Genomic DNA, 22,162 nt, shown 5'->3' on the forward strand with positions numbered 1-22,162 from the left:
TACATGTTAAGTTCGTTATACATGCTAATTTAATGGAGGTGATCTCTCTGCAACCTAAATATATTCTGTTTATTCAAATTCTAATAGGAATACTAATAATCATGGCACCAATTATTATTACTGGTGAATTATATGATGTTTCAAAGACTATGGGTGATTTGCTAGTTGCTGAATTAATTATAAGAACACTTTCTTTCATAATAGGACTTGTAGTTATTAGTAAGGCGTTTGAAAAGTATTCTAAATAGTTATGAATACGTTATTTTCTAGCAATTTATAGAAAAGGGTTATTCATATTGAGTAGCCCTTTTTACTATTGCACTTACGCATAAGTTTTATTTGCAGATATATAGTATGTTGTATACTTTGTAATGAACTTTTAACTTTTGTCTGATAATCTTTCATTATTATTTAATTTCACAAAAATAAGTACACCCACTAATGAATGTACTTACTTCCAAAACTTCCACCATGCTTTCCTTTTTGCTGCCGCTATTTCTTCCTGGGCTGACACAATAGTACATTTTGCTTCTTGAATCTCTAACCATCTTCATAAGATTATCGTCTCTTAGCTCTAACCTCTTTTCTATCCTTTTTTCAAATAACTGTACAGGTATAGAGTAATATTGGTTGTTTTTTTTAAATCCTCGGAAACGTTCTCTTTTTATCGAAAAAAAGACTTGCATAAATGCAAGTCAAATATAAATTATGGACTTTCCTTATATAAAATCACTTAAAAAATTTCATACCACTTATGCGTTTGGAGACGGAAATCTTGCAGCTTCAAAATGCGTACTATTTTCTACATTAGAAATAACTCCAGCTACACTACTTTGTGCAAAAATCTCGACTATATCCCCTGCATTTAACTGAATGATTGATGAAACAGCAACAACATTAGCAAAGTTTATTGGACCAAAAAAATCATTATCTATTGCAATTGCCGGATTTCCATTAACTCGAATTTCTACCCGCGCTCTATAGTTTGTGTTTAGATTATTGGGAATGAACGCAATGGTCCCAATAACAGAATAAACACCTCTTGTCTTTGGAATGAAAATTGATGTAGCTGGATTATACTCATTTGCTAAATCAAATTGTTCATTTTGGAATAAAACCTTAACAAATGTATTTGCTGGTACATTTTGATTAACTGCGCTCACAGCTCTAAAAGCAGATGCTCTTACAAGATTATATTGGTTATCATCAGAACAACAATTTACTTTTACATTAACCCAAGGTTTCTCCTCATGCTTTTTATCACATTTTTCATAACTCTTATTGCTTCTATGACAATCATGATATTTCTTTTTGTAATCCTTACAATGATTACAGTAGTAATAAGACATACTAAATTCCTCCTTTTAATTTATTACTACATACTATGTAAGGTAGATTAGTAAAGTTTGGACAATCTGTTACTAATTTTAATAGAATTAAAATTAGTCCTATCAAAAAGTAAGTCAGTGAAACAATATAACATGTAAAGCAGAAAAACTTCATTTGAACCTATCTATATCAGCACCATTTATACATCTAGATTGTTATCTTTAGAATAAGCAGTTAGCTTTTGCTGACTGCCCTTTTATATGAATTAAAATAGTCACTTGAATTAGAAAAATGAGATTACATCCTATAACTTTTTTCAGACTATTTCATATTCCATTTTTGAAAAAAAGTGCTCTGTTTTACTGGAGTTGTTTGATGGTTGTAAAAAGAACCACCTTTTTATTTATGACAAAATAAAATTTTTTATAAAAGACACACAATTACCAAACATAACTACATATGATATATTGTATCCTCTCTTTTTAGATTGAATAATCTTTACAAAAGGGCACTTTCCTAAGTGCTCTTCTAATTACATACCAAATAGATTTTTTGTTTAAAATAATCCCTACAGAACAATTGGACACATTCTCCAATTTATTTACCTCTAAATCCATGTTAAAATCGCTTGTGAGTATGACATAACTTATCCTAGTCAGGCACTGTAACATTTCATGCAAGGCTTCTTTTTTCATCATGCCGTTAGTTAATTGTACTGACTAGCTTGACGTACGAAGTAACGTTTTTGTTCATTTTCTTGCAATTCATATATTTTTATACTCAATAATTAGTTATACTATTAAAGTTTCTAACAGTTATTATTATGGAATCGACAATTGCAATAACTTTACTTCCAACATAATAATACTTCTCGATTTTCAACCCCTTGAAACGCACCTTGGGGTTGATTCAATTTTAATAAAGATTTTGTTTCAAAATTGCACCACCATTAAAAACATACATACAATATCGTGTATTCTTTTTCAATGTATGTTTAGATGAAAGAGCACTTTTCAGGGCACTCTTTCATTTTTAAAAGGATTTTTTTAAAAATATAAAAATAAAAACATATTTAGTTAAACCACTCATATATTTTTATAGTGTTGTTATTGGCATCATGGAGTGCTCTTCAGGCACTCCTATTTTTTTGGTTACTAAATAACTAATTTGTTAAAATGAACACTTTATATTTTATTATTAAAATTTTTAAATATAAATGCAAACTGTAATTATTTTCTTTAGAGCTATATCAATATAAAAAATTACTGTACAGTATCTTTTCTTTAGGCAGAAGTAAGCAAAAAAACTTTATAAAAGAACGCCAATTTATATAAAGTAAGAACAATCATCATTTTATTTGGGTAGCAACTGCACTTGCATAGCAACGGCATTGACTTCAACCGTATTTCAAAAAAGTATATTCCTTCTATCACTTCAATCAAAAAAGCCAAATTCTAATGCGTGACTATACAATAGAAGAATTTCTGATTGTTTTACTAGAACATATTGAAGAATTTTGGTATTGACTTAGAAGACAAAACAAGTTAGCTCGGCTGTCTTAGGACAAATTCGTTAGCTATAAAAGTAATGATTCACCGAGAATCCCTCACTTTAAACAGTCCGTTAGGATGTTAAGTGGCGGGTAGCTCCTGAAAACATTATCTACTCAAATGTCCATGTTATTTAATAAAAAGAAAGCACCTGTGCTAGTAGGGACTCCCTTAATGTGATAAGTAGTTTTCAATGAGCATTGAAATAAAATAAATTACAAACCTGCAAGCCTGTCCTTCTATTCAATATATGCTTGTCCTTCCCAAAAAGTGAAAACAAAAGAGAGCACTCTCACAATAAGTGCTCTCTTTTGAAAAAAATAGGGGAACAGGTTGGAAACCGTTCAGTATCACTATATGATGATTCTCCCCAACTATAACTAATATATCCATTAAAAGCGTTTAATGTGTAATTTTTATATAACAAAGAAAAAAGCATCTGGTATAGATGCTTTCCTTATCTATACCTGCACAACTCTTTGGACATACAAAACCTAAAAAGAGTCTATTGAGATGCTGTCTGTTATCTTTTCTCTTTTTTGCATTTGCAATTATAATCAGTTATTGTGCATTCTGCCCTATTGTAATTGCAAAAAGCTAAAAAATCCGAAAAGACCGCGAGACTTTTTTGAAAAAACGATCTGCAGTCATATGATCTTTTCTTTTTTATTAGTAAAAGTTGATTGTATCCCCATCCCCTACTGACTCAGAGATACGACATAGATATTCCTCATTCCCTTAACTTTTACATATGTTTCATCAAATCTTCAGGAATTTCTTCTTAATCTAAAATGGATATTGATTAAATCTTTTTCCATAAATCAATGCTTACTTACTTTATTTTTTGCATATAAAAGGTTAAGAAGCTGCATATATTCATCTTCTTGTCCAATATCAAATCGTTTACCCTCAATCATTTTTCCATATACTTTTTTAGTCATAATTAAAGAATGTATCGCATCTGTTAATTGATATTCCCCCCCAACACCAGGTTGAAGCTTTTTTAATAATGGAAAGATATCCGGTGTGAAAACATATCTACCAATTACTGCGAGATTAGATGGAGGGTTTACTTTTGGTTTTTCAACAATATTTGTAACATCTATACAATCCTCTCTTACAATATTCCCTTCAATAATACCATACTTTTCTACACATTCATTTGGTACCCTATGAATGCCTATTACACTATTTTTCTTCTCTTTATAAATTTTAATTAACTGGCTTAAAGCGGTTTCTTTATCAGAAACTACAATATCATCTGGTAAAAGTACAGCAAAAGGTTCATTACCAATAAATGTTTCACCTAATTTTATCGCTTCACCAAGCCCTTTCGCATATGGCTGTCTTATATAATGAATTTGAATCTTAGGGACAATAAGCTCTTTTAACAGATGCGATTTTTTCTCTTTTTCCAAAAAAGCTTCCAATTCTAATGATTGATCAAAGTAATCAACTATTAAATCCTTTCTGCTAGAAAGTACAATTAATATTTGCTCAACACCCGACTTCACAGCCTCTTCCACAATATAGTGAATTGCCGGTTTATTACCTATAGGAAACATTTCTTTTGGAATTACCTTTGTAATTGGAAGGCTCCTAGTGCCATAACCAGCTGCTGGAATAATTGCTTTTTTAATCACTAATCTTCTCTCCTTCAATTGTTTATAACAATGTATTCAGCACCCTCTGTACCTGCGCATAATGAAATTAAAAGAGGCCTTTACCTTCTGCCTACTTTCATTGCTTATATGAATAGGCCCTTTTACTTGTCACCAATTTAACTTGTCCATCAATATACTGTTACAACTAGTACTAAGTTTAGAAAGGTGATTAGCATATGAAGATATGTATTATAGGCTCTGGTTATGTTGGTATTACATCAGCAGCAGTATTAGCAGACTTAGGTCATGATGTGATATGCGTAGATAAAGATCAAGATAAAATTTACTCTCTCCAAAAGGGAGAATGCCCCATTTATGAACCAGATTTAAAAGAACTTATTCATAAAAATCGAAAACGATTACAATTTAGTTGTGATATTGATAGCACTATTCGACAATCGCCCATTATTTTTATTGCTGTAGGGACTCCTTCTATATCAAGTGGAAAGACGGATTTAAAATATATCTATTCTGTTATCGATCTACTAGTTCCAGCTATAACATCATATAAAACTATTATTACCAAAAGTACAGTTCCACCAGGTACAAATCAGCAAATATGTGAAAAGCTTATTAAATCTGGTGTTTCATCATCCCTATTCAATATTGTTTCTAATCCTGAATTTCTTCGTGAAGGTTCTGCTGTTCGTGATATGCTCCACCCAGATAGAACTATTATAGGAACCCAAAAAGGTGACAAAAAGTCGTTAAAAATTATGCAGAATATATATAAAGGAATTAGTGCTCCTTTTGTTTGTACTGGTCTAAATGAAGCAGAGATGATTAAATATACATCCAATGCATTTTTAGCTACAAAAATATCATTTATAAATGAAATCGCTCGGATTTGTGATGCATATAACATTGACATTGTTGAGGTGGCAAAAGGAATTGGCCATGACTTTCGAATTAACCCTCATTTTCTTCAGGCGGGACTGGGATATGGAGGATCATGCTTCCCAAAAGATTTACATTCACTCATCTATACAGCAAGTGATAAACACGTAGCGGTTCCTATTTTACAAGCTGTACAATCCATTAACTCCACACAAATAGATCTCTATGTTGAAAAGATTCAAAAAGCTATAAAAAATCCCTTTTCAAAAAAAATAACGGTGTTAGGAATTGCATTTAAGCCAAATACGGATGATATTCGTAGCTCCCTTGCCGTAATACTTCTTGAAAAATTAATTCCTCATGGCTATGATCTACATGCTTATGACCCCAAAGCTCTTCTTCCTCCACATTTAAAAAGACAAGTTACACAGCATGATAACCTAGAAACTTCAATCACAAATTCCGATTGCATTATTATCGCAACGGAATGGGATGAATTTAAAACACTTAATTGGAAACAAGTCAAACAAGTTATGAAGGGACGCACAATCGTAGATGGACGCAATTGCATTGAAAAAGATGAAATAGAAAAATACGGATTACAATATATTGGAGTGGGGCGGTCATGAAAATACTTGTAACAGGAGCCGCTGGTTTCATTGGCTCACATTTGTGTCAAGCGTTACTTAAAAATAGTGCATATCATGTAGTGGGAATTGATCATTTCATCGGTCCTACTCCAGCCACTTTAAAGACAGATAATATACAATCTCTCGAATTGAATTCACGTTTTCAATTCATACAAGAAGATATTTTAAATATAGATTTATCAAAACTATTACAAGATATAGATGTGGTTTATCATCTAGCTGCTATTCCTGGTGTGAGAACAAGTTGGGGAAAAGATTTTCAGTCTTATGTTTCAAATAATATAATAGTTACACAGCAGTTGCTTGAATCCTGTAAACACATAAAATTAGATAAATTTATTCATATATCAACATCTTCTGTTTACGGTGAAAAATCTGGCGCAGTTTCTGAAGATTTATTACCTACCCCCCTATCTCCATACGGTGTTACCAAATTAAGTGGTGAACACTTATGTCATGTTTATCACAAAAATTTTCATATACCAATTGTTATTTTAAGGTATTTCACAGTTTATGGGCCAAGACAACGTCCTGATATGGCATTTCATAGATTAATTAAACAACTTTTAGAAGATAAACCTCTCACAATATTTGGTGATGGAACACAAACACGAGATTTCACCTATATTGATGACTGTATACGAGGAACGGTGGCAGCTTTAGAGACCAAAAAAAGTATAATAGGTGAAGTTATCAATATCGGTGGAAAGGAACAGGCTTCCATTTTAGACATCATTTCTATTTTAGAAAAAATATCAGGGAAATCAGCAACCAAAAAATTTCTAAAATCAGTTCCTGGGGAACCGAAGCAAACATGGGCAGATATATCTAAGGCCAATACATTACTGCAATATTCTCCAACAGTTTCTCTATCCGATGGGTTGGAAGCAGAATTTCATTATATAAAACAACTATACAAAGGAGATTAGTTTATGAAAATTGCATATATTTGTACAGAAAAATTACCATCTCCAGCAATTAAAGGTGGAGCAATTCAAATGATGATTGATGGGGTGTCCCCCTATATAAGTCAAGATTATGAACTTACTATTTTCTCTATTTCAGATCCAAGTCTTCCAAATCAAAAAACACAAGATAATGTCAATTACGTGTATTTACCTCAAAAAGAATATGAACAGCATGTTATAAGAACACTCCAAACCAATGCCTTTGATATTATACATGTCTTTAATCGCCCTAAAAATATACCTCTATATAAACAAGCTTCCCCACACAGTAAATTTGTATTAGGTCTTCATAACGATATGTTTGCTGAGCATAAACTATCCATTTATGAAGGCAATCTTATTCTTGAAATGGTTACCGCCATTGTGACCGTTAGCAACTATATTAAACAAACTGTGATTGAAAGATTTCCACAAGCTGAAGAAAAGATTTCTATTGTTTACTCTGGTGTAAATTTAAAACAATCCCCCTCCATCTGGACACCAACAGGACAAAAGATAAGAAATGCATATCGTACAAAATACGGTATCCAAGATAAAAAGGTAATTTTATTTGTTGGCCGATTATGCAAAAATAAAGGACCTGACTTACTCATTCATGCTATGAAGAAAATTATTCAAACACATAAGGATACGGTACTTGTAATTGTTGGTGGTAAATGGTTTAGTGATAACCGAGTAAATAAATATGTTAAAAGACTATATAAAATGGCTAGGCCAATTAAAGAACACGTAATTTTCACCAAATTTATTCCTGCAGATCAAATTCATAATATTTTTCTAATGGGGGATATATTTATATGTAGCTCACAATGGAACGAACCATTGGCACGTGTTCATTATGAAGCAATGGCTGCTGGAATCCCAATTATTACAACAAACCGTGGGGGAAATGCTGAAGTTATAACAGATGAATATAACGGCTGCCTAATAGAACAGTATAATAATCCAATGGAGTTTGTGAGACTTGTCTACGCTTTGCTATCCCAACGAGAATTTGCACAATGGATTGCTGAAAACGGAAGAAAGGTTGTAGAAGAAAACTTTACATTTAAACATACAGCCACAAAACTTGATCTGGTATATAAACAAGTCGCTGAATCTACAAATCAACCTTCTAAAAACTTATTACGCCCTCTCAAAATTCAAATCATTTAAACTACCATTATTATCCACTTTGTTTAGGGCCACAAAATTTAAACATAGAGCTAAATAGAATTAAATATTTTTGATACAAATACAATTTTCTTTCCGTACAAAATTTTTTATAGGATAAACTCGATGGAGTAAAAATGCTGCGCTAATCTTTTCCCCATTTCTTTAACCAGATGATTTAATATAACAAGGAAACAATTAAATACAAAATGATTAAAAATAATTGTTCTCGCAAATAAGATTTTTTATCCTTGATTCGGCCAAATGCAAATTTGTATACCTTATCGATTGATATGGATTGCCTCTCATTTCCTTGTGAAATTTCTCTACTATAAAATAAAAATATAGGCTAATGCCTACCTAGGGTCAACCTATTCCTATATTTAAAGGTTCACATTTTCACCTATTATATATGTAGAGAGCAAAAAACGCTTGGGGAAACCAAGCGTTTTTAAGTATCAATTATTTTATGCGTCTTCTTCTTCGCCCTCCTCGTCTTCTTCGTCTTCTTCGTCTTCTTCGTCTTCTTCGTCTTCTTCGTCTTCTTCTTCGCCCTCCTCGTCTTCTTCGTCTTCTTCTTCGTCTTCTTCGTCTTCTTCTTCGTCTTCTTCGTCTTCTTCGTCTTCTTCCTCGTCTTCGTCTTCTTCGTCTTCTTCGTCTTCTTCGTCTTCTTCGTCTTCTTCCTCGTCTTCTTCGTCTTCTTCGTCTTCTTCGTCTTCTTCGTCTTCTTCTTCGTCTTCTTCCTCTTCTTCTTCTTCGCCCTCCTCGTCTTCTTCGTCTTCTTCCTCTTCTTCTTCCTCTTCTTCGTCTTCTTCCTCTTCTTCGTCTTCTTCCTCGTCTTCGTCTTCTTCGTCTTCTTCCTCTTCTTCCTCTTCTTCCTCTTCTTCCTCTTTTTCGTCCTCTTCTTCGTCTGTAAAAGTAATTTCTGTTTCATCAACATATTGAATTTCAACCTCTACACCATTATGCGTGCCTGATTGTATTACTTCAGCTAGAGATTTTAGAACTTCTTGTAAATCATCACCAGGATTAACACTAAAGCCATTCTCAACATCTAGTTTTATTTTTGCTCTTTTCACATCAGCCATTTACCTAACTCCTTTCATATAGATTTATATATACTATGTTGAAAGAGTATAAAAAGATTAATATATTTGCGGAAGTTTCATTAATCGTTCTCCTTAGCATTATTTACCAATTTTGATACCCATGGACCTTTTAATGGATAATCAGGAGTAATAATAGTGACTTTTATTTTTGGCTTTTCTATTTGCGTTAAAACGATCTCATTTAATTCCTCACTTTGTTCTTCCAGCTCTATTACATCTTGAATCTCTTTATCTTGTACGTCATCAATCATTGTAGTTTTTGGTGGTAACTTCTCTTCTAAATCTAGCAATCCGATTTTGGGCAACTCCTCTAATTCCACTTCCTTAATAATCGCTAAATTCTCTAGCACCGAAGATTCATTTAGTACAATATTTTTTTGCTGCTCATACTCTGACAATTCCCATCCCATTGGCCCAGGTGGAGAAAATACAAATTTCTCTAAATCTAAAATAGGGATTACTATCTCTTCTTGTTCTGAACTCATTTTATTTCCCCCCACTATTGCTCTTGATTTCATGATAAATATCAGAAAAATCCCGTAAAAATTCTTCCTTAGAATCTTCAAGTGCAATAATATTTTGCAATGCCCAAATATACTTTTCGTCAGACCACGAACGCTTTTGTCCTAAATAGTATTTATGTGCAATTGAACAGAATAAGTGAGGAAACGATAAATCAGTCCAAAGAACACGAAATTGTTTTTCTGAAAAGGAATTTTCCGAATTATATGCACTCAACATATGAATAGCTAAATTAGTATCCCAAACTGACATTTTTTTCATTACTTTATTTAGAATAATACGTAGGTCCCTCACTGGTAAATCACTTGTAATAGAATGTAGCTCTTTCATAAACATAGCATCATCTATTTCTGTAAACCTCGCTAAGGTAAAATCTTGCTGACAAAAACTATTAGATGCAATAACTTCTTTTGTCCATTGGTCATAATATGGATCATTTAGTTCTTGTAGTGCTTTCTTTCCACGTGCTAACATCTTATCAACATACTCTAAAAACATAGTTGAAAATACATCATCTGGAAAGGAAAGTGCAATTCTTTTGTTTCCTTCTAACTCTTGTAATTTCCATCTATATAATTTATGCCATTTTCCTAATCTACTCCGAATTTTACTTTCTTTCATCGGAATATATCCTTCCGATGCTTGATGGAATTTACCTGCATATAATAGTACCTTCTCTAATTGTTCTTTATTATAATAAATGACTTCTTTCCCTTGATGCTTATCATATAGTACATACGCATACTCATTAGATCCAATACAAAAGCCCCCTCTTTTTGTTTTATGAATTTTTGTAATTGGCAATCCATTTTGAAGGAGATGTAAATGTGCTCCAGCAATAAATAGCATCCTTTTTGGGTGCATTTGTGCTTGTTTTAATATTTTTAATCCTTCTTCTGTTTCAACTTCCCACATTGTTCTCCCACTTCTGCTTGATTGTAATAAAATATTACTTATTTCAAATGGATAAAAGCTAAGGACCTTTTTTAAATGTTCACTCTCTAATCCAGTTGTTTCTTCCACCTTTAATCATCCCCTTCTTAAAATTTATAAGATTTCCCCATACACTTTCATTAAATCCTTAGCAACTCGGTTCCAATTAAATTCTTTTTCAACCTTACTACGTCCATATTTCCCTAACTGTTTTCTTTTATTTTCGTTATTTAAAAGATTAATTATCTTTTCTGCATATGCATCAGGGTTTTCAAAGTCATTGACAATATATCCATTTTTTCCTTCTTCAATTACTTCAGGATTACCACCTCGGTTACTCGTAATTATTGGTAAACCTGCTGCCATTGCTTCATAATGCACCCTAGCAAGGGGCTCTTGCCACTGTGAAGAGCAAACAAAAATATCTGACATAGCATAAAGTGTTGAAATATCCTTTGGCTTAACAAATTTAATAAAGACTACATGTTCTGGAAACATAGCGCCTAAGGTATATAAGTGTTTTACATAATTATTTACATTGTTATCTCCAAACCATTTTGAACCAATAAAGACCATTACAATGTCTGGATTTTCCTCAATTATTTTAGGAAGAGCTTGTAGCAAAATATGAGGACCTTTTACTTTACTCAAGCGTCCGACAAATAAAACTATTTTTTTATTTTGTAAATCCAACTGTTTTTGCACATGACTTTTAACTTTTGTTCCATTCACTGTCCACGAAGGATAGTACTCATTTACATCTACACCAGAATATACTGTTCTCGTCTTTGCTTTTGCAGCTTGAAAGCGCGAGGTAATTGTTCTTCCTATATAATCACTAACTGTTACAATTTTTGAAACAGCTGCAATACATGCTTCTCCCTCTTCATCACTTATCTTTTCATATGCAAACATTTCATTATGCACACTTAACACAAATTTCGTCTGTGGTGCTGCCTCACTTAAAATTGTAATCCAATTTGGACGATTGCATAAATGTACTACATCATATTTTTCCTGTTTCAAATGTTTAATAACATAATGGAGATATTCCTCTTCTGGAAACCGTATATACCTTACGCCTTTGTTTTTTTCTTCTGGTTTCAAATTTGGATCTGTTATAGAAATAACTGTCACATTTTTTCCATTTGAAGCAATAATGGAAGCAACAGAATCTATATAAATTTGAATAGCTCCACCTCGTACAGCTGGTACAGGTAGCTTTTCAGTCGAAATTATAGCTATTTTCATTAAAACGCCTCCCTGTTTCATAAAAATACAACCTTCTTCATATGTTACGAAAAAAACTTTGTGTTTGTGATTTATCGACCATTTTTTCATCCTTTATTATGAAAATTAGTCAATAGTACTTTTTCTTCTTAAAGGCAAATGGCTAGAACAAAAATGGTCATGTACCATACAGTAATAAGAGAGCATAAAAGGATGGTGATATATGTGGAGAATAACAATGAAGAAGCGGTGTATACATTATCGCCCGAAGAGGAACAAAAACTAGTAGAATTGGCAGCGACAATGATCCAGCATTGGGATATTCAAGCAACTACAATCGAATTAATACAAGGTGGACAACTGGCCTTAGTATGGAAAATTCAAACTGCAGATGGACCATTTTGCTTAAAGAGAATTCATCGCCCCGAAAAAAAAGCTCTATTTTCCATTCACGCTCAAGATTATCTAGCCAACAAAGGCATGCGTGTTCCAAGCATAATTCCAAGCAAATTGAATCAGTTGTATACAAAACACGGTCCATTTTTATTTGTTGTTTATGATTGGATTGAGGGAAGACCATTTGAGCTTACAATGCAAGAAGATCTTGAAATGATTATGAAAGGGTTAGCAGATTTCCATGTAGCCTCTATTGGCTATAAGCCCCCACCAGGAATACCTATATTTACCAAACTAGGACGTTGGCCCAATCATTACATTAAAAGATTTCAACAGATGGAGATTTGGAAAACTTTATCTGCAACTATGCCAGATGATCCATTTTCACAGCTATACTTGGCCGAAATTGATACGTTTATTTTAGAAGCAAAACAAACGCACCAAAGACTATTGGAATCTGAATATACTAAATGGACTGATGAATTACAAACATCCCCAAATTTATGTCATCAAGATTATGGAACAGGAAATTCCTTATTAGACCCAAGTAATCAAATTTGGGTAATTGATTTAGATACGGTTTCTTACGATTTACCTATTCGAGACTTGCGTAAAATGATTATTCCTCTATTAGATACAACTGGTGTTTGGAATGAAAACCAATTTAAAATTATGATTAACGCATATGAGTCAGTTTCTCCTTTAACAGCTGAGCAGAAGAAAATTATGTTTATTGATATGTTATTTCCATACGAATTGTATGATGTAATTCGCGAAAGATATGTTAGAAAGTCGCCTTTACTTGCTGATGAACTTGCTGGGGCTATGGAATATGAAAGGATTAAGTCAAAAGCTTTAAATATATTAATAGAGGAACTTTAATACGCAATACTAAGAGTTCTAGTGTAAAAATTACCATTATTATTAATAAAGAAAATAGTTTTATTGCATGCATCATTTTATAGTGACATAGAACTTATAAAGACGGTTCTGGTGCAAAAAGAAAATAAAGCGCATAGATTCCTAACGTTGTTCTTAACTCTTTCGGAAGAACAATCCACCCTAATTCATCTATTCTTCGTGTAACACCTGTTGACTTCATGTTAATACCATCCTTTTATTTTTAGTTACTACTCACATATGAACAAGCGGATTAAATGATGTTTTTCCGGTATCATCTGCATGCAATACTACAATTAAGCCTTTGTGTAACACATGGAACCAAATCACGCTATAAGCATTAGCGGACATTAAAAACGGCGAAAATGACTAAAATTATATAGATTTTTGGGTACACAAATGATTTTTGACCGCACGCTTCTCGTTTTTTGATTTCAGAATGTCCTATAAGTATCATTAGCGGACATCATAACACTCAAAATCGGTCTTTTATATCCACTAATATATGAAATGAATATTCGCTAATACTTAATGTAAGTTTTGGTTCCGTTGCTACACAGACAACTATATCCTATCTAATGACTGGGGTTGCAATGTCTAACACTAAAAGTATAACATCTGCTTATATTGTTTTAGTGATTTTATTTCCTCGTATTTCCAAGACTTTAACTTATTGGAGAACTTATCTATTTACGAAAACATCGCTCTTCCACTTTCCCTTCAAGGTGTCTCATCACGAAATATTGGACCAAAAGTAGAAAAAGTAGCTGATATGTTAGGTATCTCAACAATACTTCAAAAGTATCCATCTGAAGTATCTGGTGGACAGAAGCAACGTTCAGCAGCAGCACGTGCGTTAGTGCATGAGCCAGCAATTATTTTAGGGGATGAGCCAACAGGAGCGCTTGATTCTAAAAACGCAACAAGTTTACTTGATGCTATGACAAGCTTAAATAAAGAGCAAGGTGTATCAATTATGATGGTTACGCATGATCCTTACAGCGCAAGTTACTGTCAGCGTATTTTATTTATTCAAGATGGTGAGTTATATAAAGAAATTCATCGTGGTGGTACCCATGAAGAATTCTATAAAGAAATTTTAGACGTGCTTGCAAACTTAGGCACACAAAAAGCGTAAGGAATGAAGTTCAATCATGTTATTTAAACTTTCCATGTCAGGGCTAAAAAGTAAGTTACAAGATTATACTGTATTACTTTTGGGTCTTATTATATCTATTTCAATTTTTTATATGTTCCAAACCCTAGCGCAAAATAAAGCATTTCTTGAATCTAATACACAGATGCCTGCTATTGTATTTGCATTTCAAATTGGTTCCGTTTTACTAGCAATCATAACGTTCTTCTATATTTTATATGCAATTTCTTTCTTATTATCCCTTCGCCAAAAAGAGTTTGGGATGTATATGATGTTAGGAGCAAAAAAGCATAAAGTTACACTACTAATGTTTATTGAAACAATCGTATTAGGCTTAGCGTCTCTTGTGATTGGAATTACAATTGGTGTGGGACTTGCAGAAGGTATCGGTCAGTTATTGATGAAACAGTTGGAGTTGTCTGGTGAGGATTATCAAGCATTTTATATTCCATCTATGACTGTTACTTACATCTTCTTTTTTGCCTTATTTGTACTATCAGCCATCATGAATAGTATGAAATTGTCACGTATTTCTGTTTTGCAACTTGTACATGCAGATGCACAAACAGAGCGTGTCGCAGTAAAAGGTAAAATGACAGCTGTAGTTGCATTCCTTGGTTTGATTTTACTAGGTATTGGTTATGCATCACTGATCTATATATCACAGCTACAGGGAGATGATAGACTGACCACTCCTAAATTCATGGCTATTGGATTAATCGCAGCAACAGTTGGTACTTATATGTTATGTGGATCTCTTCTCCCCGTTATGATTAAAAAGGTAAATAGTAATAAAAAACATAGGGAAAAAGGGCTGAATGCCTTTACTTTTGCTCAATTAAACTTCCGTATTAACAGCCTAACCAATGTGATGGCAACGGTAGCAATCTTAATAGCTCTTGGAGCTGGTGGAATTGCTTGTGGTATGGCATTTAAAAACGATGTTCTAAAACAGACTGATAAAGGAACGATTTATGATTCGGTAGTTCATAATCCGACAGTGGAAGAAAAGAAATTGTTAGACGGTATTCCATTTAAAGAGAAACTTGAATACCACTACAAGGTGGACGATAGATATGTTTATTATATGAAAGAAGAGCTAGAGAATAATCGTCCTTTATTAAAAGATAGAAAAGATGAAAAGACAATCAAAGTTTCAGAAAAAATTCCCATGAATGCATTTGCATTGTCAAGACAATGGGGTAAAGATGATGGAAAACCAAAACAATGGAGCGATGCTTTCCAAACAATCCAACCAGAGTATATGTATCCGAATCATGAAGTGAAAATTGTCAATCAAAACATATATGATAATATGAAAGGTACAGAAAATACGGTGTTTATTGGAAAAACAGATGATTTTGGATCATACATAAAAGAATGGAAAAAACTTGATGAGTTGCAGGTAGCGAAATATATGAATGTGAAAGCGGAAGAACTGGATAGTAAGTATCAAACATATAATATGAATCATGCTCTTGCCAGCGGACTAATGTTTATGGGCTTCTTCGTTGGAATTGCGTTCTTAGCAATGATGGCAAGTTGTCTGATGTTTAAAGTTCTGTCTGGTGCATCCAAAGACCTCACACGTTATCAAATGCTTCGTAAAATCGGTGTTCGCCGAGAGTTATTAACACAATCGATTTATAAAGAGTTATTCTTTGTATTCTTAGTCCCAGCAATTGTAGGTATTGTTCACGTATTAGTTGGTATGAACATGTTCAGCCCTCTTTTAATTGATCCGTATTTCCGTATATGGTTACCACTTGTTATTTTTGTAGTGATTTACTTGACCTATTACTTCATTACGGTTCAATTATATAAAAAAATTGTACTTCCGAAAGAAGAGTAACGTAACTATGATTTATATGAAATGTCAATATCATCAGACTCCATGTATTGATCACTTTGAAGGAGGACAAAAAAGCTGGAAATAAGAAGTGGACTCGCACTATGGTTAAACAATTGGTTCTCGTGCAAAAAACTAAAATTGTATCATTTCTCTCAGAACAGATTATTTCAATAATCTGTTCTTTTTCGTTCGTAAAGACATGTGTAAGTAGGTTCATGCAAGGTCCTTCGCTAAAGAAAGAATAAGATCAAAAATAATTCTAATTATGCCCCTTTTAATTACTTTCACAAAAAGGTGCAATAAGAAAAAGCAACCTCTTCTTTTAAGAAAGATTGCTTTCTTGTAAATTATATTCGTATTCTTTGACTCTTCTATAAAATGTATTACTCTTCATTCCTACTCTTTGCATGACTTCTACTGCAGTAATTTTATGATTTTTCCATTCTTGATAAGTTTCTTTAAAATTAGCATCAATTACAACCTTTTGGCGGCCAAATTTAACTCCTTTTTGAAGTGCAATTGTAATTCCCTCTTTTTGTCTTTCATGGATTCTTTTTCTTTCATCCTCAGCCATATAACTTAATAATTGCAAAATTAAATCAGCTTTTCTTTTCTGAAACTTTCTTATGAAATTAAACTGATATAAACTTAGCTTGATGGTTGTGGGGTAGGCCTATATCTTCATCAACTTAAAAAATAAACGCCTGCAAAACGATAAAAGTGGACTTCGGTGCTAAAAACACAAAATCTTTATTTAGGGGGTACTTTAAAATCTTATGTAATGTAAATGTTATTACCATATTGTATGTGCATTCATGCCATTTCCAAGGATTAGAATAAATATTGGGAATAAAACTGGACCTACGGTAAGAAGTAGATTGAAAAATATAAGAATTCTATATAACCAGGGATAATGTGGTTCATTTTGATTTGCAAATACTATAATAACTAATGAAATTATATTTGTTACATATAAAATTAGCATTAGAAACCAATAATTTGCCATTATACTAAGACTCCATGCTCCTAATAATTCATGTATTATCCCAAAGGATATTCCTAATACTGCAAAAGAGAAGCAAATAACTGCAATTTTTTTCAAAAATTTAGTAAATGTTTTATCGTGAGAATTTTGAGAATATAAACTCATGATATTAAATAAAGATAAATATCCCATTATAATTCCCACTCCAGACAATAACAGGTCTCCATTTAACTTAAAAAAACAAAACAGCCCTGCTACAGAAAAAGCAAAGGAAATACATATTTTTTTAAAAACCGGATTCATTATACTTTCACACCCTCAAAAAATAAAAAATAAATTTATAATCACTTCGTTGCTGTTAAATTCAAATTACCATTGTGTACCTGCTATTCATTAAAATCATATTTCACATCTTATTATTATGTTTTAAGGATGTAAGAATGATAATTTCCTATAAAATTTAAGGAATACTATTTGGTATATGGTTTATGCATTCTTATCACGTAGGTAAAGAGACTTAAAAATCAAATAGAATTAATTATAATAAAGTTTACATTAACATAAGGTTAAAAGTATGTAAATATAATTAAATATGAATTAATTATATTTTAGGTTTAAAGAGGATTACGTATAGTGGTAGCACCCACATGCCCATCAAGCTAAGATTTTATAGTACCCCCAAGTAGAAGAACTTATACCAAGTATTAAAATCACTATTAGTAAAGGTAAGTTTTTAACCAATTTGAATCCCCCTTTAAATATAATATCTTTATATTATTATGTCACACACTAGTTTATGTAATTAATATAAGATGGTTATCTATGGGAATGTAACATCTTTCCTTAACAACAAATAAGACGCCACCAAGATCCATATAATGATTATTGTTTTAATCATTAACAAGTATATCTGTGGACCCTTTTTCTTTAATTTTAGGGCATCTAATCCTTCTGTTTCATAAGCTACTTTCCATTTTCGGAGTGTTTCGCAAGAAGGAATATTAAAAAAATCAGCTGTTTCTCTGAGAGATGTCCCCTTTTCATTTATATAATGAATTACATCTAGTTTATACACGAGAGAGTAAGTTGTATAGCGTTTTTCAAACGCCTTTTATCCTGAAAATTCAAACCGTGTAATTCATTGATAAAATTCTCTAGGATGAACCCCTATAGAATTAGCAATGGTTTTTCCGCCTTTAATACCTTCTAGATATAGTTTTACTGCTTCTATTTTGTCTTTTGAAGAAAAGTTAGCCATAAAAAATGCACCTCCAATTGTTAATTATGTATCTAACAATTTAGGTGCACTTCATACTGATAGTCTTTTTTAGGTAACTTTAGAGAATTTAATCATATTGTAAAAATATTATGGTTAACCCATTATCATTGTTCTCTTATAATCTTTATCATCAACCATTTAAAGTTTCTTTAAACTATTACATAACATATCTTTTTTTGTACCATGCTTTGTTGATGCATTTAATCTTCTTAGTTGTTGAAGATTTAGAATTCTCCCTTGGTGTAGGCATATCATTAGAACATCCTGCGATATTTAAACAAAATGTAGCCAATAAAAACAACAATATTATTTTATTCAAATAATCACTTCTAATTCTTTTTAGTTAACATTTTGTCATAAGATAAACTTCTCACTAATTTTACATTAGATTAAAAGTTAGAAACTATTCTTATAATCATAAATTGTTACATTTTTGTACAATAAGATAGTAATACCCCATCTAAAGACCTGCTTACTTCCCTAGTTCAATCTTCTTAAATTCTTCAGCATCATGAAATCCTAAATCGAACGAATACAACATTTTTAATGTTTCTGTGGCACCAATATATTTCAAAATACTCTCTATATCTTTGTATGATTGAAAATATAAAATTTTAGTTTTTGGTATTTTTCCATCAGTTTGTAACTTTTTCTTCTTAATGCCTAATTCTTCAAACATAAAATTATTTAAATGCTCCAAGATATCTGTGGATCCATGAATGCGAAAGCGTGGTCTAACATAAATTTTATTTTCAGGTCGTTTAACTTTTATCGTTCCAAGTTCATGCATACCGTTAATTATTTGTATTTTTCCTTGCTGAATCCCTTCTTTTTTTCCTTCATTACGAGCATGAGCAAACTTCGCAGCTTCATCCATCAACGCTTTCTCCCTTGCTTCATACGCTTGTCGGAAAGAAGAATCTTGACTCATACGTTCCCATTTATCCATCGCTTTTTTGTAAAATCGGGTCTTGGTTCATCGCAATATCCTCCAATGTTTGGGTTAATCTTTCATCTTCATTCGCTGGAAGTAATAACAACCAACGAATCTTCCCAGGGATTTACTTGTTCATTCCGCCACTGTTGCATGAGTTTTGGAATCTCCACAATATGAAATTCAATTCATCACTTAACTTCTTTTGTTGCTGTTGATTCCATAGGATTCCTGTTGTATGAAATGCTTCATATTCTGGAAACATCACAAAGTTTAATAAATTAATCGTAATGGTTTTGTGAAGAGAACTATATGGCATTCCCTTTTGTAGTTGGGATGTATATAACCTTCCCCAGTAATACAAACTTCTCTTAATCATGTCATGATTGTTATTCAGGTCGGGTAAGTCGGAGTCCTCGCGGACTCTTTCTCCCCTCAGAACCGGACTTGTCCGTTTCCAAACATCCGGCTCAAGCCTTCTTTTTATCCCAAACAGCTAGTCGTTCTTCATCCATCATACGCCATTCTATTACCTGGATTCTTTCTCGAGGCGTTAGTGAAATATGTTTGTTCACTTTCTTGTAAATATATGCTCTCTCTCGAAAGATAGGATGCTTTTGATGGAGTTGAATGTGACAAGATGTATGTAGAAGTTGAAGATTACCATATTCATTTGTTCCTCCGTACACTTTAGGAACTTTATGATGTATTTCTAGTGCTTCTCCGTTTTGTAGAGCCTCTTCACACATTGGACAGATATATTTCTGTTTCTTTGCAATCTTGATTCGAGTTAGCGTATTATTGTTCTCAAAATCTTTTTTATTTCGTTTGGCAAAATAATCAGAGAGTTCAGGATTATCCGGGCTGTTTTTGTATCTTATCCCAATATGCCTTACAATGGGGGTCCAAACCATTTTATAGATTTGATACTGTGTCTTTGGACAGGTAAGAACCCATTTATCATGTCCTCCATGCTTAGGTTTTCGAAAATATTGTTTTACAATCCATTTCCAACTTTTCTTTGGATGCAAATGTTTTACATGTCGTACAACATTTCCCCATATAAAGTAATCAATCGATGAAAACACCTTTTTCGATACTACATGTCTCCAGTAATACACATACCCCCGGATTATTGAATTTAGGTTTGTTAATAGCGTATAAACAGGTTTCCCTTTCAAGTTTTGGAAAGTTGTTTTAATTTTCTTCTTAGCTTTTTGAATGCTTGTTTTTGACGGTTTTATTAACAATTTATTCTTGTCTTGCACATATTGTTTAATATGAAAACCTAGAAAATCAAAACCCTCAGTAATGTGAGTAACATGGGTTTTATCTGTTGCTAATGTAATTCCGCGTTTCTCGAGATATGGTACTAACTCTCGATACAAGGATTCGGCTTCTTTTTTGGTTTGACAAGCGATGATAAAATCATCTGCGTAGCGAACCATTGCCTTTGTACATTTGACATGAATATTATAGATAGTACCTTGTCTTTTTGTGTTACTCTTACTGTATCTAATACCGAGTTCTTTCTCCATACCATGTAAGGCGATATTAGCCAAGAGAGGTGAAATCACTCCTCCTTGAGGAGAACCTGCTGTTGTAGGGTGAAACACTTGATTATCTACATACCCAGATGCTAACCATCTTCTAACAATTTCTTTTGCTGGGAAGTTTTGAATTTTCTCTAAGATGTGTTCATGATTGAGATTATCGAAACACCCTGCAAAATCCCCTTCAAATACCCAAACTTTTTTGCTTTTGGAGTTTAGTTTATTAAAGATATTCGCTATGGCATCATGCGCACTACGCTTTGGACGGAATCCGTACGAAATGGGTTCAAATTCTGCCTCCCACTCCGGCTCCAGGGCGTTTCTGACGATATTCTGCCAAATTCTATCCTTAACTGTCGGAATGCCCAACGGGCGTAATTTTCCATTTTTCTTCGGAATGTGTATGCGCTTTACTGCTCTCGGGCGATGTAATTTGATATTTTGGGAACTCATTTGATGAAACAATGCTCCCCTAGACCTAGGTGATAATATACGTTCTCCATCAATACCCGCTGTGCGCTTCCCACGGTTTATTTGTGTAACTCTTTTAATTGATAACAATAGATTCGCTTTGCTCCGAAGCATAAGACGTTGTAATTTTCTTACTCTTCTACTTTGGTTTTGTTGTTTGGCACGAAAAATTCGTTGTCGTAACTTCCTTACATACCTTTCGATTTCTTTCCATTGAATTGTAAACCAATCTGTAAGTGAAGGAATAGCCGACGCCTTGTGAGCTGTATCCATAACTAGATTCCTTCCTTTCGGCAGAAGTTTTTTTTCGCTTTTTTTCGTGTTGAAGACCTGTTGGAAGTCTGCACCCTTTCGGGTTGCATCATTAGTTTTTTTTCCCCTGGATGCTATTCGCACAGTTATGAGTTCCTGTTGTCTTTCGACCTTGCGACTTTCGCTTTTTCCAACATCCCATACCCTCTATAACGTCATTTTGCCTTACGACATCCTTACTGTACAACGTACAGATTATATAGGGCTTACCAAGTTCCACTTCTAATAGATACGATGAGGGAAGGTACCTTCTTCTACTCCGACGGATATGTAGGTTGTCTCTCAGTAGCATACAAAGTCCACTTTTCTAATCCGCAGTTCCAATGTATCAACGTCTTTCATTAGATTTGTAGTAACGAAGCTTAAGAAGATTCACTGTC

At 33.0% G+C, this 22,162-nt stretch carries 14 protein-coding genes and 7 pseudogenes; 8 read left to right on the top strand and 13 right to left on the bottom strand.

All coding sequences use genetic code 11. The features are described 5' to 3' along the window. Positions 1–32 precede the first annotated feature (32 nt). Positions 33–248, top strand: coding sequence for a hypothetical protein (locus tag V7S45_RS29100; protein WP_033667167.1), 216 nt, complete (start codon positions 33–35; stop codon positions 246–248). A 203-nt stretch (positions 249–451) separates the two neighbouring features. On the opposite strand, the pseudogene V7S45_RS29105 reads toward V7S45_RS29100, so the two are convergent. Then, positions 452–599: pseudogene (locus tag V7S45_RS29105) on the bottom strand (DUF3967 domain-containing protein); the annotation flags it as partial. Positions 600–752: 153 nt separating this feature from the next. Beyond that, positions 753–1,349, bottom strand: coding sequence for an ABC transporter permease (locus tag V7S45_RS29110; protein ID WP_166695720.1), 597 nt, complete (start codon positions 1,347–1,349; stop codon positions 753–755). 1,345 nt (positions 1,350–2,694) lie between these two features. Here V7S45_RS29110 and V7S45_RS29115 point away from each other — a divergent pair. Continuing rightward, positions 2,695–2,852, top strand: a pseudogene (locus tag V7S45_RS29115) (DNA repair protein); the annotation flags it as partial. An 848-nt stretch (positions 2,853–3,700) separates the two neighbouring features. Here V7S45_RS29115 and galU read toward each other — a convergent pair. Continuing rightward, positions 3,701–4,522 carry a UTP--glucose-1-phosphate uridylyltransferase GalU gene (gene galU / locus V7S45_RS29120; protein WP_088344994.1) on the bottom strand — a complete coding sequence of 274 codons (822 nt, stop codon included), beginning with the start codon at positions 4,520–4,522 and terminating at the stop codon, positions 3,701–3,703. A 197-nt stretch (positions 4,523–4,719) separates the two neighbouring features. Here galU and V7S45_RS29125 point away from each other — a divergent pair, with 197 nt between their 5' ends. The 3 genes from V7S45_RS29125 to V7S45_RS29135 are packed head-to-tail and all read left to right on the top strand — an operon-like array spanning position 4,720 to position 8,153. Then, the gene (locus tag V7S45_RS29125) at positions 4,720–6,009 is read left to right on the top strand and encodes a UDP-glucose/GDP-mannose dehydrogenase family protein (RefSeq protein WP_088344992.1); all 1,290 of its coding nucleotides are present in this window, start codon (positions 4,720–4,722) and stop codon (positions 6,007–6,009) included. Further along, on the top strand, positions 6,006–6,959 hold the full coding sequence (locus V7S45_RS29130; protein WP_087965556.1) for an NAD-dependent epimerase/dehydratase family protein: 954 nt from the start codon (positions 6,006–6,008) through the stop codon (positions 6,957–6,959). Before V7S45_RS29125 ends, V7S45_RS29130 begins: the two co-directional genes overlap by 4 nt. 3 nt (positions 6,960–6,962) lie before the next feature. After that, positions 6,963–8,153, top strand: coding sequence for a glycosyltransferase family 4 protein (locus tag V7S45_RS29135; RefSeq protein WP_342762006.1), 1,191 nt, complete (start codon positions 6,963–6,965; stop codon positions 8,151–8,153). Positions 8,154–8,617: 464 nt separating this feature from the next. On the opposite strand, the gene V7S45_RS29140 is transcribed toward V7S45_RS29135, so the two are convergent. From V7S45_RS29140 to V7S45_RS29155, 4 genes are all read right to left on the bottom strand, one after another. Then, a complete protein-coding gene (locus V7S45_RS29140) occupies positions 8,618–9,238 on the bottom strand; it encodes an AAA family ATPase (protein ID WP_342762007.1) in 621 nt (206 codons plus the stop codon). An 80-nt stretch (positions 9,239–9,318) separates the two neighbouring features. Next, on the bottom strand, positions 9,319–9,744 hold the full coding sequence (locus V7S45_RS29145; RefSeq protein WP_086423100.1) for a hypothetical protein: 426 nt from the start codon (positions 9,742–9,744) through the stop codon (positions 9,319–9,321). Position 9,745: 1 nt separating this feature from the next. After that, positions 9,746–10,804 carry a spore coat putative kinase CotS gene (cotS, locus tag V7S45_RS29150; RefSeq protein ID WP_197241632.1) on the bottom strand — a complete coding sequence of 353 codons (1,059 nt, stop codon included), beginning with the start codon at positions 10,802–10,804 and terminating at the stop codon, positions 9,746–9,748. A gap of 24 nt (positions 10,805–10,828) precedes the next feature. After that, complete coding sequence (locus V7S45_RS29155) at positions 10,829–11,965, bottom strand: glycosyltransferase family 4 protein (protein WP_086423102.1); 1,137 nt, start codon at positions 11,963–11,965, stop codon at positions 10,829–10,831. Between the two features lie 153 nt (positions 11,966–12,118). Between V7S45_RS29155 and V7S45_RS29160 the strand changes: the two genes are divergently transcribed. After that, positions 12,119–13,222: a CotS family spore coat protein gene (locus tag V7S45_RS29160; RefSeq protein WP_044585215.1), complete on the top strand. Its 1,104-nt coding sequence runs from the start codon at positions 12,119–12,121 to the stop codon at positions 13,220–13,222. 136 nt (positions 13,223–13,358) lie between these two features. Here V7S45_RS29160 and V7S45_RS29165 read toward each other — a convergent pair. Then, positions 13,359–13,442: pseudogene (locus tag V7S45_RS29165) on the bottom strand (sporulation protein); the annotation flags it as partial. A gap of 453 nt (positions 13,443–13,895) precedes the next feature. Between V7S45_RS29165 and V7S45_RS29170 the strand changes: the two are divergent. Together V7S45_RS29170 and V7S45_RS29175 are read left to right on the top strand one after the other, a co-directional pair. Beyond that, positions 13,896–14,378: pseudogene (locus tag V7S45_RS29170) on the top strand (ABC transporter ATP-binding protein); the annotation flags it as partial. Positions 14,379–14,394: 16 nt separating this feature from the next. Next, entirely contained in the window at positions 14,395–16,248 is a 1,854-nt protein-coding gene (locus V7S45_RS29175) for an ABC transporter permease (RefSeq protein WP_342762008.1), read from the top strand. A gap of 322 nt (positions 16,249–16,570) precedes the next feature. Here V7S45_RS29175 and V7S45_RS29180 read toward each other — a convergent pair. The 5 genes and pseudogenes from V7S45_RS29180 to ltrA form a co-directional block, all read right to left on the bottom strand. Then, a pseudogene (locus V7S45_RS29180) lies at positions 16,571–16,852 on the bottom strand (recombinase family protein); the annotation flags it as partial. A gap of 189 nt (positions 16,853–17,041) precedes the next feature. Further along, positions 17,042–17,536: a DUF3902 family protein gene (locus V7S45_RS29185; protein WP_342762009.1), complete on the bottom strand. Its 495-nt coding sequence runs from the start codon at positions 17,534–17,536 to the stop codon at positions 17,042–17,044. Positions 17,537–18,149: 613 nt separating this feature from the next. After that, positions 18,150–18,491, bottom strand: a pseudogene (locus V7S45_RS29190) (helix-turn-helix domain-containing protein); the annotation flags it as partial. Between the two features lie 802 nt (positions 18,492–19,293). After that, positions 19,294–19,843 (bottom strand): annotated as a pseudogene (locus V7S45_RS29195) (Rpn family recombination-promoting nuclease/putative transposase); the annotation flags it as partial. Positions 19,844–19,916: 73 nt separating this feature from the next. Then, the gene (gene ltrA / locus V7S45_RS29200; RefSeq protein WP_257115727.1) at positions 19,917–21,743 is read right to left on the bottom strand and encodes a group II intron reverse transcriptase/maturase; all 1,827 of its coding nucleotides are present in this window, start codon (positions 21,741–21,743) and stop codon (positions 19,917–19,919) included. Positions 21,744–22,162: the final 419 nt, after the last annotated feature.

Origin of the sequence: Bacillus sp. BR3(2024), from assembly GCF_039134555.1 — a bacterium.
GTDB classification, from domain to species: domain Bacteria; phylum Bacillota; class Bacilli; order Bacillales; family Bacillaceae_G; genus Bacillus_A; species Bacillus_A cereus.

Bases quoted from the DNA above. Each gene is read 5' to 3' on its own strand.
- V7S45_RS29100 (WP_033667167.1), top strand. From the start codon at position 33: ATGGAGGTGATCTCTCTGCAACCTAAATATATTCTGTTTATTCAAATT.
- V7S45_RS29110 (WP_166695720.1), bottom strand. From the start codon at position 1,349: ATGTCTTATTACTACTGTAATCATTGTAAGGATTACAAAAAGAAATAT.
- V7S45_RS29125 (WP_088344992.1), top strand. From the start codon at position 4,720: ATGAAGATATGTATTATAGGCTCTGGTTATGTTGGTATTACATCAGCA.
- V7S45_RS29130 (WP_087965556.1), top strand. From the start codon at position 6,006: ATGAAAATACTTGTAACAGGAGCCGCTGGTTTCATTGGCTCACATTTG.
- V7S45_RS29135 (WP_342762006.1), top strand. From the start codon at position 6,963: ATGAAAATTGCATATATTTGTACAGAAAAATTACCATCTCCAGCAATT.
- V7S45_RS29140 (WP_342762007.1), bottom strand. From the start codon at position 9,238: ATGGCTGATGTGAAAAGAGCAAAAATAAAACTAGATGTTGAGAATGGC.
- V7S45_RS29145 (WP_086423100.1), bottom strand. From the start codon at position 9,744: ATGAGTTCAGAACAAGAAGAGATAGTAATCCCTATTTTAGATTTAGAG.
- V7S45_RS29155 (WP_086423102.1), bottom strand. From the start codon at position 11,965: ATGAAAATAGCTATAATTTCGACTGAAAAGCTACCTGTACCAGCTGTA.
- V7S45_RS29160 (WP_044585215.1), top strand. From the start codon at position 12,119: ATGGTCATGTACCATACAGTAATAAGAGAGCATAAAAGGATGGTGATA.
- V7S45_RS29175 (WP_342762008.1), top strand. From the start codon at position 14,395: ATGTTATTTAAACTTTCCATGTCAGGGCTAAAAAGTAAGTTACAAGAT.
- V7S45_RS29185 (WP_342762009.1), bottom strand. From the start codon at position 17,536: ATGAATCCGGTTTTTAAAAAAATATGTATTTCCTTTGCTTTTTCTGTA.
- ltrA (WP_257115727.1), bottom strand. From the start codon at position 21,743: ATGGATACAGCTCACAAGGCGTCGGCTATTCCTTCACTTACAGATTGG.